Origin of the sequence: Pseudomonas sp. UBA7500, from assembly GCF_002478435.1 — a bacterium.
GTDB lineage: Bacteria > Pseudomonadota > Gammaproteobacteria > Pseudomonadales > Pseudomonadaceae > Aquipseudomonas > Aquipseudomonas palmensis.
The window spans coordinates 140,618-153,873 of record NZ_DLNW01000044.1 but is presented as its reverse complement, the minus strand read 5'-3'; the positions used below and the strand labels follow the sequence as shown (position 1 = coordinate 153,873).

21 protein-coding genes and 3 pseudogenes are annotated in these 13,256 nt (G+C 61.3%); 11 read left to right on the top strand and 13 right to left on the bottom strand.

Annotated features, from left to right (window positions below; translation table 11 throughout):
* The first annotated feature begins 2 nt into the window (after nucleotides 1-2).
* Nucleotides 3-503, top strand: coding sequence for a DUF2878 domain-containing protein (locus tag B4I46_RS17805; protein ID WP_058540367.1), 501 nt, complete (start codon nucleotides 3-5; stop codon nucleotides 501-503).
* Here B4I46_RS17805 and B4I46_RS17800 read toward each other — a convergent pair.
* The 3 genes from B4I46_RS17800 to B4I46_RS17790 all read right to left on the bottom strand — a co-directional run bounded on the left by B4I46_RS17800 (nucleotide 472) and on the right by B4I46_RS17790 (nucleotide 1,831).
* Nucleotides 472-996: a DUF3833 domain-containing protein gene (locus B4I46_RS17800; RefSeq protein WP_213607342.1), complete on the bottom strand. Its 525-nt coding sequence runs from the start codon at nucleotides 994-996 to the stop codon at nucleotides 472-474. The two genes, B4I46_RS17805 and B4I46_RS17800, sit on opposite strands and share 32 nt — an antisense overlap.
* Nucleotides 993-1,526, bottom strand: a complete 534-nt coding sequence (locus B4I46_RS17795; protein WP_286901210.1) for a chalcone isomerase family protein — start codon at nucleotides 1,524-1,526, stop codon at nucleotides 993-995. The genes B4I46_RS17800 and B4I46_RS17795 overlap by 4 nt, the downstream gene beginning before the upstream one ends.
* 113 nt (nucleotides 1,527-1,639) lie before the next feature.
* Nucleotides 1,640-1,831: a hypothetical protein gene (locus B4I46_RS17790; protein ID WP_043861717.1), complete on the bottom strand. Its 192-nt coding sequence runs from the start codon at nucleotides 1,829-1,831 to the stop codon at nucleotides 1,640-1,642.
* A gap of 168 nt (nucleotides 1,832-1,999) precedes the next feature.
* Between B4I46_RS17790 and B4I46_RS17785 the strand changes: the two genes are divergently transcribed.
* Nucleotides 2,000-2,401, top strand: coding sequence for a glycine zipper domain-containing protein (locus B4I46_RS17785; protein WP_286901209.1), 402 nt, complete (start codon nucleotides 2,000-2,002; stop codon nucleotides 2,399-2,401).
* A gap of 71 nt (nucleotides 2,402-2,472) precedes the next feature.
* On the opposite strand, the gene B4I46_RS17780 is transcribed toward B4I46_RS17785, so the two are convergent.
* From B4I46_RS17780 to B4I46_RS25715, 3 genes and pseudogenes are all read right to left on the bottom strand, one after another.
* Nucleotides 2,473-2,769, bottom strand: coding sequence for a hypothetical protein (locus tag B4I46_RS17780; protein WP_286901208.1), 297 nt, complete (start codon nucleotides 2,767-2,769; stop codon nucleotides 2,473-2,475).
* A gap of 78 nt (nucleotides 2,770-2,847) precedes the next feature.
* On the bottom strand, nucleotides 2,848-3,198 hold the full coding sequence (locus tag B4I46_RS17775; protein ID WP_256213296.1) for a CZB domain-containing protein: 351 nt from the start codon (nucleotides 3,196-3,198) through the stop codon (nucleotides 2,848-2,850).
* Between the two features lie 45 nt (nucleotides 3,199-3,243).
* A pseudogene (locus tag B4I46_RS25715) lies at nucleotides 3,244-3,519 on the bottom strand (methyl-accepting chemotaxis protein); the annotation flags it as partial.
* Nucleotides 3,520-4,157: 638 nt separating this feature from the next.
* Here B4I46_RS25715 and B4I46_RS17765 point away from each other — a divergent pair.
* A complete protein-coding gene (locus tag B4I46_RS17765; RefSeq protein WP_043861714.1) occupies nucleotides 4,158-4,565 on the top strand; it encodes a hypothetical protein in 408 nt (135 codons plus the stop codon).
* Between the two features lie 31 nt (nucleotides 4,566-4,596).
* Here the strand turns inward: B4I46_RS17765 and B4I46_RS17760 are convergent, their stop codons facing one another.
* Nucleotides 4,597-5,019, bottom strand: coding sequence for a hypothetical protein (locus tag B4I46_RS17760; RefSeq protein WP_058540370.1), 423 nt, complete (start codon nucleotides 5,017-5,019; stop codon nucleotides 4,597-4,599).
* Nucleotides 5,020-5,149: 130 nt separating this feature from the next.
* Between B4I46_RS17760 and B4I46_RS17755 the strand changes: the two genes are divergently transcribed.
* The 4 genes from B4I46_RS17755 to B4I46_RS17740 all read left to right on the top strand — a co-directional run bounded on the left by B4I46_RS17755 (nucleotide 5,150) and on the right by B4I46_RS17740 (nucleotide 6,724).
* Entirely contained in the window at nucleotides 5,150-5,584 is a 435-nt protein-coding gene (locus B4I46_RS17755; RefSeq protein WP_286901207.1) for a GNAT family N-acetyltransferase, read from the top strand.
* A 46-nt stretch (nucleotides 5,585-5,630) separates the two neighbouring features.
* Entirely contained in the window at nucleotides 5,631-5,885 is a 255-nt protein-coding gene (locus B4I46_RS17750) for a helix-hairpin-helix domain-containing protein (protein ID WP_286901206.1), read from the top strand.
* 154 nt (nucleotides 5,886-6,039) lie between these two features.
* Nucleotides 6,040-6,372, top strand: a complete 333-nt coding sequence (locus tag B4I46_RS17745; RefSeq protein WP_286901205.1) for a hypothetical protein — start codon at nucleotides 6,040-6,042, stop codon at nucleotides 6,370-6,372.
* Between the two features lie 25 nt (nucleotides 6,373-6,397).
* Nucleotides 6,398-6,724: a DUF2388 domain-containing protein gene (locus B4I46_RS17740; protein ID WP_043861709.1), complete on the top strand. Its 327-nt coding sequence runs from the start codon at nucleotides 6,398-6,400 to the stop codon at nucleotides 6,722-6,724.
* A gap of 129 nt (nucleotides 6,725-6,853) precedes the next feature.
* On the opposite strand, the pseudogene B4I46_RS25480 reads toward B4I46_RS17740, so the two are convergent.
* Nucleotides 6,854-7,045: pseudogene (locus B4I46_RS25480) on the bottom strand (hypothetical protein); the annotation flags it as partial.
* A gap of 170 nt (nucleotides 7,046-7,215) precedes the next feature.
* Between B4I46_RS25480 and B4I46_RS17730 the strand changes: the two are divergent.
* The gene (locus tag B4I46_RS17730) at nucleotides 7,216-8,364 is read left to right on the top strand and encodes a serine hydrolase domain-containing protein (RefSeq protein WP_286901359.1); all 1,149 of its coding nucleotides are present in this window, start codon (nucleotides 7,216-7,218) and stop codon (nucleotides 8,362-8,364) included.
* 34 nt (nucleotides 8,365-8,398) lie between these two features.
* On the opposite strand, the gene B4I46_RS17725 is transcribed toward B4I46_RS17730, so the two are convergent.
* Both B4I46_RS17725 and B4I46_RS17720 read right to left on the bottom strand, forming a co-directional pair.
* Nucleotides 8,399-8,695 (bottom strand): hypothetical protein, encoded by a 297-nt coding sequence (locus B4I46_RS17725; protein ID WP_043861706.1) that lies wholly within the window; start codon nucleotides 8,693-8,695, stop codon nucleotides 8,399-8,401.
* Nucleotides 8,696-8,930: 235 nt separating this feature from the next.
* Entirely contained in the window at nucleotides 8,931-9,350 is a 420-nt protein-coding gene (locus B4I46_RS17720) for a hypothetical protein (RefSeq protein ID WP_286901203.1), read from the bottom strand.
* A 314-nt stretch (nucleotides 9,351-9,664) separates the two neighbouring features.
* Here B4I46_RS17720 and B4I46_RS17715 point away from each other — a divergent pair, with 314 nt between their 5' ends.
* Nucleotides 9,665-10,150: a GNAT family N-acetyltransferase gene (locus tag B4I46_RS17715; protein ID WP_286901201.1), complete on the top strand. Its 486-nt coding sequence runs from the start codon at nucleotides 9,665-9,667 to the stop codon at nucleotides 10,148-10,150.
* A gap of 72 nt (nucleotides 10,151-10,222) precedes the next feature.
* Here the strand turns inward: B4I46_RS17715 and B4I46_RS17710 are convergent, their stop codons facing one another.
* Both B4I46_RS17710 and B4I46_RS17705 read right to left on the bottom strand, forming a co-directional pair.
* A complete protein-coding gene (locus B4I46_RS17710) occupies nucleotides 10,223-10,690 on the bottom strand; it encodes an anti-virulence regulator CigR family protein (protein WP_282361328.1) in 468 nt (155 codons plus the stop codon).
* Between the two features lie 103 nt (nucleotides 10,691-10,793).
* Nucleotides 10,794-10,994 (bottom strand): hypothetical protein, encoded by a 201-nt coding sequence (locus tag B4I46_RS17705; RefSeq protein ID WP_043861703.1) that lies wholly within the window; start codon nucleotides 10,992-10,994, stop codon nucleotides 10,794-10,796.
* Nucleotides 10,995-11,169: 175 nt separating this feature from the next.
* On the opposite strand from B4I46_RS17705, the pseudogene B4I46_RS17700 reads away from it, so the two are divergent.
* Nucleotides 11,170-11,496, top strand: a pseudogene (locus tag B4I46_RS17700) (nucleoid-associated protein); the annotation flags it as partial.
* A 272-nt stretch (nucleotides 11,497-11,768) separates the two neighbouring features.
* Here the strand turns inward: B4I46_RS17700 and trbK are convergent.
* Nucleotides 11,769-12,017, bottom strand: coding sequence for an entry exclusion lipoprotein TrbK (gene trbK / locus B4I46_RS17695; RefSeq protein ID WP_286901199.1), 249 nt, complete (start codon nucleotides 12,015-12,017; stop codon nucleotides 11,769-11,771).
* A 464-nt stretch (nucleotides 12,018-12,481) separates the two neighbouring features.
* Here trbK and B4I46_RS17690 point away from each other — a divergent pair, with 464 nt between their 5' ends.
* The gene (locus tag B4I46_RS17690) at nucleotides 12,482-12,871 is read left to right on the top strand and encodes a response regulator transcription factor (RefSeq protein ID WP_254999952.1); all 390 of its coding nucleotides are present in this window, start codon (nucleotides 12,482-12,484) and stop codon (nucleotides 12,869-12,871) included.
* The last annotated feature ends 385 nt before the right edge of the window (nucleotides 12,872-13,256 follow it).

The following is a 13,256-nucleotide window of genomic DNA, read 5'->3' as shown; positions in this document are numbered from 1 at the left end:
CGGTGCTGGGCAATGCGCTGCTGTTTCAGCTTGGCTGGTTCGCCTGCGTGCTGGGTGCTCGCCACCCCGCCTTGCTGGCAGTGGCAGTGGCCTGCCTGGTGACGCACCTGAGCTGCCTGGCCAGGCCCGGCGAGGTACGCCTGATCGTCGCCGTCAGCCTGTGCGGCTGGCTGACCGACAGCCTGCTGCTGGCGCTCGGGGTGTTCGAGTTTGGCGGTCATCGTTGGCTGCCGCCGTTCTGGCTGCTGTTGCTGTGGCCGGTGTTCGCCTGCACCTTGCGCCACAGCCTGCACTGGACCGCCAACCCCTGGTGGCGGGCCAGCCTGCTGGGCGCGGTGGGCGGCCCGTTGTCCTACTGGGGCGGTGTGCAGCTTGCCGGTGCCGGGCTGCCATTGGGCACCTGGCCGAGCCTGCTGGTGCTTGCCGCCGTGTGGGCCTTGCTGCTGCCGGTACTGCACCGTCTCGGCCGGCCTACTGCACCTGCTTGCGAAAGAACAAGGTGACCTGCCCGACTTCGATGCCGAACTTGGTCATGGAGGAGCGGTTGGCCAGGGTGTTATCGTCCAGCAGGTACATCCAGTCGTCGAAGCGGATGGCCCAGGTCTTGCCGTCCACCGGTACGTCGAGCACGTACTGCCAGCGCAAGGCGAAACCGGCGTTCTGCCCGCGCGCCTCTTCCACCACATCCCCGGCCGTGCCGCGCCAACGTCCCGGGCCGTCCGGGCGAATGGTCCAGGTGCGTTGCTGCCGGGTGCCGTCGCTGTAGGTGAAGTGCTCGTTCAGCACCACGTTATCGCCTTCGCTGCGCCCTTCGATCAGCACGTGAAAACGCTTGATGACCTCGCCGGAACGCTTCTGCACGATGCCCCAGCCGTCGACGCGGCCGTTGAAGTACTGACGCAGGTCGAACGCCGGTGACTGGTTGCGGTAAGCCTCGACATCGACATTGCCGCAGCCGGCCAACAGCAGGAACACCAACAGGTACCAGGCTTTCATGGGGAGGCTCCAAGGAGTTGCCGACGCAAGTCGGGGTAGCGGCTGCGAGGGTCCAGCCAGATGGCGAAGAACGCACGGGCGAATGCCTGGTCACGCACTTCGTGCTGCAGGCGCTCCCCCACATAGAAGCGACAGCCAAGCCCGGGAACGTACACGCCCGTGATGCGCATACCCACCTCGACATCCACGAACGCCTGCTGCATCTGCGCCTGCCACTGGTCCCGTTGCGCTGCCGTCAGCGGGGTGGCAGACAGACGCTGGATCTCCTCGAGGCTGACCTCGACCAACCGCTCGCGACTGACCGCGCGCCGGTAGGTGATCTCGAGGGCGAAGCCATCGCCCTCGTTCAAGCGTGCACCGGGGGCCCACAATCGCGCCGTATAGATATCCAGGCCCCAGGTCCTGAATTCAGCACTGCCTACCAGAAGCGCATCCGGCAGGTCGGCCCGCCACCCCGCCTGGGCGTAACCGCAGGCCAGCACACCGATCAGCAACAGCAGCCTGCACAGCGCGATGGGTGGCGGTCGCATGCGGTACTCCCTGGCAGGCCCTTGGGCGGGGGGTTGCGGCGATACTTGCACATGGAAAATTTTATGTACAAGTTAATTGCCGTATCTGTACACGCTAGCACAGCCTGCAGAAGTCACTGCTTGACGAACACTACCCACGACGGCGAGGAGTCGATGATCTGCTCCTTGAACTCGATCTGGACCTGCCCTGCCCCGAACAGGCTGATGTCCTTCAGGCCCAGGCCACCCTGAACCACCACCCGTGCATCCTGCGGAAGCCGCGACAAGGCTGCCACCAGCTCGCCAACGGTCTTGTACTGCGCCATATCAACCTCACTGTGCAAAAGCCAATCGGCCATCTTCGCCGAGGCCCGCGAAGCCTCGCAAGGGCGCACCACGTTTTTAAATGGCGCGACCGGAAACCAAACCTTCGGCGCGCGGTCTGAACAGCACCAAAAAATCATCTTGCAGATCAAGTACCTGAGGTTCACATCATGCGTTTCACCCTGCCTATCCTCGCCCTGGGTATCCTGCTGCCCCTGACTGCCGCTGCCGGCGACGGCACCACCGCCATCGGTGGCGGGCTGGGCGGCGCACTGGGCAATGTCGTTGGCCAGCAGATCGGCGGCAGCACCGGCGCCGCCATCGGTGCCGGGCTGGGTGGCGCTGCAGGTAGCGCGGCTGGTGCGCGCAAGGGCAACCGCACCCAGGCCGCCGTGGGCGGTGGCCTGGGGTCGGCTGGCGGCTCACTGATCGGCAATGCGCTGGGCGGCTCCACCGGTTCGACCGTCGGCGCCGGCCTGGGCGGCGCGGCCGGGGGCGCGGTGGGCAATCATCTGGCAGATGACAACAGGCACAGTGCCAGCAAGCACAAGCGCAAGCACCGCCACCGTTAAGTCGCCTGCCACTACGCAAACGTCCGGCCATGTGCCGGACGTTTGCGTTTTGCATTGCAGCACAGTCGCGGTCAAACCACGCTGTACCACAGCACAAATGCCGCCATTGCGATGCCCTGCACGATCAGCAACACCCGAGCACCATCAGGCCGGAACGCCAACAGCCAATAGGCAAACACCAGTGGCAGGCACAGCAGGTTGGTCAGTGCCAGCGCGAAGATCGCCAGCACCGGGCCCAGCGAGGGGAACATGCTGGCCGGGCTCAACAGGCAGTACAGGGAAGCATAGAGACCAACCGCCGCAATGATGACTGCACAGACAACGCAGAAACGACGCGCGACGTCGCGCTCATCCAGCTCCCCAACCATGCAGCACTCCCTTTACCCGATCCGATCGCACGGATCCTACCACTTTTGCTCCCTCGCGCCGGTGCCTGCAACTGTCGATCAGTCGCCGCGATGGGCGAGCGCCTGCAGCACCTGGTTCACCTTGAGGCTGGCGGTTTCCATGCTGTCCAGCGAGGCCACCACCGCGCTCCAGTCCTTGTGCTGCGCCTGGTGCAGCGCATGGCTGGCCGATTCGTGGCAGATACGGTGGGGGTCGTCGAGCTGGGCGAATGCCCGGTCGTGCTGGTAGATCTGCTGGGTTTCCGGCATCAGGTACCACTTGCCCAGGCGGCAATGCTTGTGGTCCGACAGCTCAAGGTTCGGGTCCTGATTGAACAGGCGCAGGTACACCATCAGCTTGAACAACAGGTGGTCGAGCTTGACCGCCTCGCAGAACGAACTGAGTGCCATGTTCTCGATCAGGGTGGTCATGTGGTCCCCCATCACCACCATTTCGTCCAGGGTCTGCGCCGAGGTCGACACGTCGCCAGCCAGGCGCGTGGCTTCATTGGAGAGGTTGCCGATCGAGTTGCTCGCCGCCGTGGTATCGACATTGATGGCGTCCACCAGCACGCTGATGTCCTGGGTGGCCTGGTGGGTGCGCTGGGCCAGGGCCCGTACCTCGTCGGCCACCACCGCAAACCCGCGCCCCTGCTCACCGGCCCGCGCCGCCTCGATGGCGGCATTGAGTGCCAGCAGGTTGGTCTGGTCTGAAATGGCCTTGATCAAGCCCACGATGCTGCTGATTTCGCTGACCCGCGCCTGCAGGTGGGTCACGCTCTCGACACTGCTCACGCCTTGACCGGCCATGTGCGTGAGCGAGGTGGAGAACGACGAAAGCAGTTCGGACGTCTCGCTGAACACGCCGCTGTTGGCCTTGAGGTGGTCGACCTCCCCGCGCAGGGTTTCGGCCTGGCTGACCACCCCATCACGGGTCTGCTTCATCGACTCGTCGAACATGCCCATCTTGCTGTGCAGATCACATTGGTAACGGCTGTAGGCATTGAGCTCGGCCTGCTCACCCTGGGTTTGCGCCAGCAAATCGGTCAGTTGCCGGTTTTCCTGCTGGAGCGCCAGATTCTGCTGCTTCAGCTCCTGCAACTCACGCGCCTGTGCGTTGACCTGTTCTCGCCACTTTCCACCAAACATTGCCACAACTCCCCGGCACGCAACGCCTATCGATATGTGCCTCGATTTTAAAGGCGCAGCAGGGAGGCAATATTGACATCAATCAGCCATCATGCATGAATTGGCCCCTTGCGCACTGCCCAGAGCGTCTACATCGCGTTTTTCGCGTCCTTGAAAATGCCCATGGCCATGGCACAGTGCGTGGGCTGCAGTGTTTTCTCTTCGTTGTCGCAGGTAGCTGTATGGACAAACTCACCACCTTTCGAATGGGCCTCACCCTGGCTGCCGTACTGGGCCTGATGCCCCTGACGCTGCTGTTCATTGCCGGGTGCATCGGTTTTTTCTTCCCGATGTTGGTCATCAGTGAGCAACCGCTGTTCGCGATACCCATAGCCATGGGCCTGATGTCGATTTCGTTGTTCGGCCTCTGGTCGTGCTGGAAGATCTACCTGCTGTCGATGGCTGAAATACCGGTGGTACCCAACCGCCGCCTGCTGATCTGCGGCGTGGCAGTCACGCTGATATGGGGCGGCGTGCTGGCCGGCTTCACTCACAAGTTCCCGCAGCTCGTGTACATCTTCATGATGCCCGGCCTGCTGTCGGCCGCCCTGTTGTGGCATACACTGCGGCGGGAACGGCAGGCGGGGTGACGCGCCCCTTCACCCCCCCTTGGTCATCGGCTTAGCGCTGGTCAGCCTCCAGCGACCTATCGGGCCTGCGCCGCTCGAGGGCGACCGCAAGCCCCGCCAGCAGAATGGCCAGCGCGTAGGCAAAAAGACCAAGGTTGACGCCCAGGATCATCTTCTCCGAACCGTCTGTGAGTACCATCGAGCCGCCGTAGCCATCGCGCAGCCAGTACGCCATCAGGAACCCGCCGGTGACGAACAGGGTCAGCAGGCTCGCCAGCCTCAGGTTATCGCGCCCCCACACCAGCCAGACGCTGTACGCACCAATGGCGGTATTGGTGAAGAGCTGCCAGGTTTCATGCAGGCGCGCGTGTGGCTCCCAGGCCTGATTGAAGACGTGGGTATCATTGATTTCGAGGATCGGTACCACGACGGCGTAAAACACGATACCAACGGTGACCATCAACTTCGCTATCATCGCAAACTTCCTTGTTCAGACCATGACGGGACTATTCGGCACTGTAGCGCCAAGTTGCGTATATCGCGACTTTTATGGATTCAGTGTCCCTTAAGTACACTTCGCGGCATCAAACCGACAAGGCGAGACCATGAGCTTATCCATCAGGCAGGCCCTGGCAGAGGACATCCACCACCTGACAGGCATTGACGCTGTTGCACGCAACGATGAACGCCGCCGCGAGCAGCTTGCGCAGGCCATCCGCGCACGTGAGTGCTGGATTGCCTGCAAAGCGAACGACGCCGCCACCCCCTTGGGTTATGGTTGCCTTGACCGAAGCTTTTTCGGTGAGTACTTCATTCCCCTGGTGGTCGTTTCAGATGCATCCAGGCGCACCGGTGTCGGCCGCCAGCTGATGACACACCTGGAGCGAGTCGCCTCGGCGCAGAAGGTGTTCACATCCACCAACACCTCCAACCTGCCGATGCGCCAACTCCTGGCACAGCTGGGCTATCAACACAGCGGGACAATCGAAAACCTCGACCCGGGCGACCCGGAACTGGTGTTCGTGAAGTTCATGGGTTGAGCGGGCTTGTCGCCAGGCTTCTACAGAACAGAAAAGGATTTCATCGATGGCATTTTCCCCGACAGAACGTACTGCCCTGCTGGCGCTCAAGGGCGTAGGCCCCACCGTTATCACCCGGCTCGAGCAGATGGGCATCGATTCCCTGGCCGAGCTGGGCAGATCGGATGTCACTGACATCCTTTCCCAGGCATCTGCCGCATTGGGCTCGACCTGCTGGAAGAACAGCCCCCAGGCCAGGGCCGCCATTACCGCAGCCGTGGACCTGGCCAGAGGGCTGGCCGACGGTGAGCCCGCGCGCTAGCGAACTCCCCATCGATGGCGGAACCGCCCGGCGCAGCACTGGCATCGCCCGGGCGAATCTTTCAAAACGAGACTCAGTGCAGGGTAATGAAAACCCTCACCCTGTAGTCTGCAGCGCTAACGCAACAATGATGCAACTACCAGGACCCGTGACCATGAAGTGCAAGTACCTGTTGCCCCTGGTGCTGCTGGCCGGCTGCACCACCCAGCCCAATCATCAGCCCAATCATCAAGGCATCGACTGGGGCCAGGGCAATTGCCCGGCCCCAGACCCGCAGAGCATCTCGCCCAACCACCAACTGGTGATCGAAGATGGCAAGACGCTCAAGTGCCAACTGCGCCCCTACGTGTCGAACATGGCATGCCAGGGCATCGTCGACAGCCAGAATGAAGGCGTCATCTGCCAGGACAACGTGGGCAACCAGATCATCTTTCTGTTCGACGACAAGGGCGTGCTGAGCCTGCATCGAAGCCTGAGATCACGCTAAGCCACCCGGTGCAATGGAACCGCAAATGACCGTATGGAACGCCCTGGGCGCCGCCCTGCTTGTCCTGGCCAGCAGCCACGCTGCGGCTGCCGAAAACGCCAATCCGTTCGATAAGGCGCTGATGTACACCACGTTCGTGCCGAGCATTCTGGTGGCGGGCACCACCGCGCTGACCTTCAATGCGCCCGATCTGTTCAAGTCGGCCAGAAGCGATGCGCTGGCCTTCGTTGGCTCGGATGGCCAGATACGCGGCGCACAGTTCGAGCAGGCGTCTCGGCATTATCGTGCGACCGCCCGGCCACCTTTGATGACAGATCGGCAGCTGGCTCAGGCGATCACCGCCACCTACTGACCAGGCGAGGGTTCAGGCACCGGACTCAGGATCGCTCGCAGGCACGTCGCGCGTCTCCTTTCTCTCATCGCCCTGCTCGCGCAATGGCGAGCCCGCATGCGGGTGGTCGTCGCGACTGTGGTTTCCTGCCTCGGGATGCTCGCTCAGTACCGAGTTGCCGGCCTCCACATCGGTCATGTCTTCTTCGACCGCCGCTTCGTCGTCAGGCGGCAGTGGCACCTCTGGCGCCTCGCGCCTTGGATCGTGACCGGTTTCGTTGTCGGTGGTGCGCGTAACGCCCTGCTGTGACCTGTTGCCAGGTGCGTTCTCGTCGATGTCCATGGTGCTTCTCCAGGCTGCTGCACGGGATGCCCGCGCATAAGCGTGAGAAGCCTCGCAGGGTGTGGGAGTGCCGGGCACTGGACGAACGGTGCGCACAAGCGCAGGGCACCGGCACCCCCACCGCGCAGTACGGGCTAGAGTTCAGCGCTCGATCGAATGGAGTCAATGAGATGCAGGTACAAGGACGATGTGACGCTGCTTTTGAACCGGTCCGCCAGGCCTTCGCCGCCATCCTGGAAGAGCCCCACGAGCGCGGTGGCGGTGTCTGCATACAGGTCGGCGGCAAGACCGTCGTAGACATCTGGGGCGGCGTGAAGGATGCGCACGGCCATGCACCCTGGCAGCGCGATACCCTGGTCAACGCCTATTGCACCATCAAGCCGATCACCGCTGTGGCGGTACTCATGCTGGTGGAACGGGGCCGACTGGGTCTGGATGATCCCGTGGCCAAACACTGGCCTGAATTCGCTCGACACGGCAAAGAACGAATCACCCTTCGCCAGGTGTTGAGCCATACCAGCGGCTTGCCTGCGCTGCGCCTGCCGGATCGCACGCCCCACATGTACGACTGGAACCACATGGCCCAGGTGACAGCAGACGAACAGCCGTGGTGGTCGCCAGGCACACAGGTGGGGTACGGCGCGACCACCTATGGGTGGATCATCGGTGAGCTGATCCGCCGCGTGGACGGTCGCGACGCCGGGGTTTTCATACACCAGGAGATCCTCGAACCCCATGCGCTGGATGTGTTCCTGGGCGTGCCTGCCGATCAGTTCAAGCGTATCGCTCACTTCGAGCATGCGCCCGGTCGAGTAGGTGACCGGTTCGCACAGGACCTGCGCACCCTCATCCTCAATGAGCCTGCGCATGTGGCGACCCTGGCATTCACCAACCCCAGCCTTTCACCCACCCGTACGGGTAATCCGCGCTGGTGGGGCTACCACCAGCCGGGCGTCTGCAGCCATGGCAACGCCCATGGCCTGGTGGGATTCTACAGTGCCCTGCTGCAAGGCAAGTTGTTGGGGCCACAACTGTTGAAGGCGTTCGGCACAGAGCAAAGTGCAGGGTTCGACCAGACCCTGCGGCGCCCCATGCGCTATGGCCTGGGTTGCATGATGGAACATGCCGCCGACCCTGACGCGTCCTATTGCATGGGGCCGCAGGCATTCGGTCATGTTGGGCTGGGCGGGCCGGTGGCGTTCGCAGACCCAGACCGGGAGATGAGCTTTGGTTTCGTGACCACCACCATGGGCAGCCATGTGCTGATGGACCCTCGCGCCAGAACGCTTGCGGCACTTGCCTTCGCAGCGGTTGAGTGACGCATCGTGCCAGCGCTTACCGGGCGCTGGCGTTTCAGTCCTGATCGGCCAGTTCGCAGACGCCATTCGCACGATTCTTGCCGGTGTACGACACATCCGGCGAGCCGTCGGGCCTGATGGTGAGCGACACGGTTATCCCGCTGCCCTTGGCTTCGAAATAGTTGTCGTTGAATTTCTTCAACGTGGCCTCTTTGCCATTGATATAGATCGGCCCGCCTTCATCGGCGTGAACCTCGATGTTGCCTGGGCAGGTGGCGTTAAGCAGCGGGATGTCCGCATGGGCAATGCCGGCAGCGCTCACCAGCAAGGCGCCCAACAGTAGCTGTTTCATCGAATGGTCTCCTGAGTCGGCCAGGTGCCGAAACATCAGCAATAGCTCACTTCAACGGTGCACGCCACCCTGGTGCAGGGGCGGATGAATCGAATGCGCTACCACAGCGATGGATTCAAGATGAAAAGAGCCCCTCTCGGTCAACCAGCAAAGTGGCTGCAAGCAAAATGCCACCAAGTGCAAGAATGTTCGGAGCTGTTTTAAAATGCGCACTTTGTCATTTCAAAGGAATGAACTAGTGGTAAGTCACAATGCCGTCGCGTGCCCACACTGTCACGGGCAAAATGTTCAACTGCTGTCCGTTATCCATGCCGCAGGCACCTCCCGCATCAAAACCACGCATCAAGTGCAATCCGGAGTAGGGCCAAGTGTTACGGTCGAGACGACGGGTAAACATCAGACTGACCTGGCCGCCAGCGTCTCTCCCCCACCAGGCAAACGCTTGCTGGGGCCCGTCATACTTACGATCGTGGGCTCCATCATCCTGTATGACGGCCTTAAACTCATGAACACCTGGTGGGGAGTCGATTGGACCAGGTTCTTCATTGGCGTTGCGTTCATTGCAATCGGCGTGATCGGTTTTGTTCGTCATTGGCGGTTCAACGTCGCGCAATACGACAAGTTGGAAGTCTGGCGCCGTAGTTGGCTGTGTCATGCTTGCGGCACCCGATTTGAGCCCTCATAACGTGTGAGGTCACTGTCCCGACGCATACTTGAGCCCGTCTAGCGCGGGCTTTTTTTGAGCCATTTTTCTGCATGAGCATAATTTAAGGGCCGCCAGCTTCTGGTTGCACTCGTCGAGGCTCATGCCGCAGGCGCTATCACTGTAGTTATTGGCCAGGTTCAGCTTTTGCTGGTTGATCCGGTCGGCGATGGTGGCGGCATCGGTCTGCTCATCACGCCCCTGGACATTGAAATAATGGTGGGTTGCCGGTATTGGTGAACATCAAGTCATCCGCAAGGCAAATCATGCAGCTAACGTTCCGACATCTCAGCGATGTTTCAACCGATGACATCATGGCGCTTAACAACAATCCAGATGTCTTACGCCAGATGCCCTTGGGCCGCCCCGACTTTGACGAAAAAAAATGCAAGGCATGGGTCGCCCAAAAAGAGGCCCAATGGGTCCTTAACGGATATGGGCCCTGGGCCTTCTTCGTCGAGAATGAATTTGCCGGTTGGGGTGGGCTACAGAAAGAGGGCGACGAGGCCGATCTTGCCTTGGTGCTCCATCCACACTACTGGGGATTGGGAAAGGTAATTTTCAATGAAATCGTACGGCGCGCTGTTCAGGAGTTGAGGCTGGAGTCGATTACCCTACTGCTTCCACCAACCAGAGTTCGAATCAAAGGTGTACTGCGCCTAGGGTTTCGCCCTGACGGAGAAGTTGATATCGACGGTACGTACTTCAGGCGCTATCGGCTCCTTGTCGGTCCAAGCGCACAGCACCCGTAACCCTTCAACTCGCATCCAGAGGAGCAGGCGCGCCGCCTGAAAAGCCTGATGCGAGCTTCTAATAGATCGAGCTTAATCCAGCACTCCATTTATCACTTCGTAGATGATGCCAGTGGCAATAGCAACGAGAATCAAGTCTGTTCCAGCTTGTTGCCACTCATAGCCATCGTAGCGCGGTAGATGGCCGATAAGTCTTGCGTCGAGCTTTTTCGCGATGCCAGGAGGGAGCGGTTTTCCTCGTGCCAAGTTCTTCTGGATGCCAGGCGGTAGTGCTGGACTTGGGGCCCAATAATTGCGGTAACTGTTCAGTACATTCAGGACGCTGCCACGATCAATGTTCGGGCCGTGGTCCCAGTCATTTTGCCCTGAACGCGTTCCCTTCGCCCCGCTCCCCTGGTTGCCGTGGCCTTGAGCATTGTGGGCGTTACCCTTTCCGTTGCCTTGCCCTTTTCCATTACCGGGGTCAGCGCATGCGCCGACCGAGCCTGTAATTAAAACAAGGCTTGTAAGCACTGAGATCAACATTTTCGATTTGAGCATGGCCGTACTCTCAGAAAGGGGATAGCCCCTCCAATGTAGACGACGCTGGATGAAAAGATTCATTCACCCCCATGCCGCATCCGGCCACGGAGGGTCACCAGAGTCACCATCTGCCTGCCAGGTAGAACATGCCTCCTGCAAACACAGTCAAGATGATGCCGTCCAGTACATCGCCAAATGCGGCGTTATCTGAGCGCCATGCTTCGAGCTGTGCGGCCAGAAAGAAGACCGCGATGAACAAGACGACGCCCGCGATGCGCCGCTGAACCTTGAACCTGGCTTTGTCGGTTCCGAACCACAGCATTCACGCCTCCTTCAGTAATCCATCCATAACCGCACGATAACTTGCGTAGGCGCTCAGGTCACAAAGGGCGGCGCATGCCGCCGCGAAGCATTACGTCTTGCCCCACCTGAATGCGCTCCCGCATTGACCCTGTTCCGACCGGTTGATGTTGATATTTGGGCCTCACTACACGGTGCAGGTGCTCGATGAAGATCGACCCGCGACCTTCGCCGAATTTATCAAGGCCGGGGACTACGGCCTGATGGAAAGCTTCACTGCGCACAAGCGCACCCTGAACCAGTTCAGGCGCTACCCCGGTCGAGCAGAGGGTTTGTCGATCAGCTTCGAGCCTCACTTGCTCGGCTCCAAGATTGAGTTCGACCAGGACAGCAGCAGCCTGACTATCCGCAACCTGCCAACGCAGCTTACTGATCAACTGAAGCGCCGCGCGGCCTGCCCCTTCGGCGCCGCCCGCCAGTGCCTCAGCGCTTGTCATGGAGCTCGGGAGGCCAAGCGCTCATGAACCACATCATTCCGGGAATCATCACGTAGATCCAGTGCTTGCCAGGGTAAACGCAGATGCCGACAGTCCAGATGACGAGCAACGTACCGCCCGCTCGCCGACGCCGCCGCGGCGTGAACCATTCCTGAAATGCCTTATGCTTTTCCCGCAGTTTCACTACCACTCTCCCTGTTTGGTAAGCGGCGAAGCATAACACCAGCAGCGCTGCCCGCCAGCGCCTTCCCCCCATACGAAAACGCCGCCTGATGAGGCGGCGCTGACTGTAACGGACGTTACCAGGTCTTTGGCTCTGACTTTTTGTACGAGCCACCAGTCATGCACTTCTCGACCAGGTCTTCGCGAGCCTTGTTGTCTGGAAGCGACTTCAGGTAGTTGGGCTGGCAGTGTTCGGTAGTCGGCTCGTAAGCGGCAGTATCTACGGCGTCTTCTTTGCAGCCAGCCGAAATGGCTGCAGAGGCTGCTACGAGGGAAAGAAAGAAGACGGATTGGCAACTGACCAGGCGTGCAGCGTAAAGCGCCAAGAACAGTTATCCGGCGGGCAGAAGGCCGCGGCCGGAGGAACAAACAACGATGTGCACCCGGCCTGTCGCCAGTAGCGAGGCCGGGATGGTTTCACCGACTGGCCTTGGCCACAGGGCCAGACGGGAAATCAACAGGAGGGTCGCCATCATGAAGTAGGAAGCGAAGTGCCTCGCCCAGCCATGGGAATTGGCAGCTCCTGGCCGCTACAGAGCCAGGCGCTGGCAGGCCGAGAGAATAGCCTGCCCGGAGCGCGCTGGAGCCACCAGCCCCGATAGCCAGAAGGTCTTCGGACGGTCCTGAACCAGTCGCGGTCGATGGCAACGACGCCGGAAACATAACCGGCCCAATCACCTGGTACTCCCCAGCACCAGGCTGCATTGGTCGTGACGCTCGCCCTCCCCTGGTCCGGGAGTTTTGCGGCGGCGAGCGTTACGACCAATGCAGCCACACACCGAGGCAAATCATGGAATCGACAATCGTCAGCGGCCAGTGGAAAGGTCACCTCGGGCGCGGCCTGGCCCCGCGCGAGCTTCAATGCCTGCTCGCAGTTGCCCAGGGCATGACCGCAAAAGAGATCGCCCGCTCAATCGACATTGCACCGGGCACGGTTGCGAAGCGGCTGTCGGCGGCGATGTTCAAGCTCGGCGTGCAGCGCCGCGCCGCGATGGTAGCCGAGGCCATGAAGCGCCAGATCATCAGCCCGATGTGCTTCGTGCTCGTCGCGCTGATCGCGATGCACTCACTTGCCGCCGGTGGCGGCGACCCGATGCGGCGCGACCGCCGGGCACCTGAACGACGCATCGCCCAGGTTCGCGTGCTGCGCCGCGCCGAGAGCGTGGAACTGCACTCATAGGTGGCCACTGCCTTCCCAGTGGCGAACAACGGAGGATGCCGCCATGTAACCGCCAGCTCTTGCCGGACCGCCACATGCGGCCTCGGTAGCTCACGTGAGGTGGTACTTACTGAGCCAGCCCGGTACGCCGGGCTTTTTCTTGCCCGTCCCTTGGAGATCCCCATGCACCCATCCATGCAGCAGCGCGTCGACGGCCTGGCCGCGATGCATGCACGAACCACCCTGCCGCCGGCAAACCTCCACGTCATCCTCGGCCTGACCGCGCCGGCCCAGTCGGTGCGCTACCAGGTCGTCGCCAAGGGCAAGGCCTACCACATCATCGAGCGCGCCACGGGCAAGACCCGGGTGTTCTGCTTCACTACAAGGTTGCGGTCAACACCGCCCA

Bases quoted from the DNA above. Each gene is read 5' to 3' on its own strand.
- B4I46_RS17790 (WP_043861717.1), bottom strand. From the start codon at position 1,831: ATGGCGCAGTACAAGACCGTTGGCGAGCTGGTGGCAGCCTTGTCGCGG.
- B4I46_RS17705 (WP_043861703.1), bottom strand. From the start codon at position 10,994: ATGCTGTGGTTCGGAACCGACAAAGCCAGGTTCAAGGTTCAGCGGCGC.
- B4I46_RS17775 (WP_256213296.1), bottom strand. From the start codon at position 3,198: ATGGCACTCAGTTCGTTCTGCGAGGCGGTCAAGCTCGACCACCTGTTG.
- B4I46_RS17795 (WP_286901210.1), bottom strand. From the start codon at position 1,526: ATGCGACCGCCACCCATCGCGCTGTGCAGGCTGCTGTTGCTGATCGGT.
- B4I46_RS17750 (WP_286901206.1), top strand. From the start codon at position 5,631: ATGGCATTTTCCCCGACAGAACGTACTGCCCTGCTGGCGCTCAAGGGC.
- B4I46_RS17690 (WP_254999952.1), top strand. From the start codon at position 12,482: ATGGAATCGACAATCGTCAGCGGCCAGTGGAAAGGTCACCTCGGGCGC.
- B4I46_RS17725 (WP_043861706.1), bottom strand. From the start codon at position 8,695: ATGAAACAGCTACTGTTGGGCGCCTTGCTGGTGAGCGCTGCCGGCATT.
- B4I46_RS17765 (WP_043861714.1), top strand. From the start codon at position 4,158: ATGGACAAACTCACCACCTTTCGAATGGGCCTCACCCTGGCTGCCGTA.
- B4I46_RS17720 (WP_286901203.1), bottom strand. From the start codon at position 9,350: ATGACACAGCCAACTACGGCGCCAGACTTCCAACTTGTCGTATTGCGC.
- B4I46_RS17715 (WP_286901201.1), top strand. From the start codon at position 9,665: ATGCAGCTAACGTTCCGACATCTCAGCGATGTTTCAACCGATGACATC.
- B4I46_RS17755 (WP_286901207.1), top strand. From the start codon at position 5,150: ATGAGCTTATCCATCAGGCAGGCCCTGGCAGAGGACATCCACCACCTG.
- B4I46_RS17730 (WP_286901359.1), top strand. From the start codon at position 7,216: ATGCAGGTACAAGGACGATGTGACGCTGCTTTTGAACCGGTCCGCCAG.
- B4I46_RS17800 (WP_213607342.1), bottom strand. From the start codon at position 996: ATGAAAGCCTGGTACCTGTTGGTGTTCCTGCTGTTGGCCGGCTGCGGC.
- B4I46_RS17785 (WP_286901209.1), top strand. From the start codon at position 2,000: ATGCGTTTCACCCTGCCTATCCTCGCCCTGGGTATCCTGCTGCCCCTG.
- B4I46_RS17740 (WP_043861709.1), top strand. From the start codon at position 6,398: ATGACCGTATGGAACGCCCTGGGCGCCGCCCTGCTTGTCCTGGCCAGC.
- B4I46_RS17710 (WP_282361328.1), bottom strand. From the start codon at position 10,690: ATGCTCAAATCGAAAATGTTGATCTCAGTGCTTACAAGCCTTGTTTTA.
- B4I46_RS17745 (WP_286901205.1), top strand. From the start codon at position 6,040: ATGAAGTGCAAGTACCTGTTGCCCCTGGTGCTGCTGGCCGGCTGCACC.
- B4I46_RS17780 (WP_286901208.1), bottom strand. From the start codon at position 2,769: ATGGTTGGGGAGCTGGATGAGCGCGACGTCGCGCGTCGTTTCTGCGTT.
- B4I46_RS17760 (WP_058540370.1), bottom strand. From the start codon at position 5,019: ATGATAGCGAAGTTGATGGTCACCGTTGGTATCGTGTTTTACGCCGTC.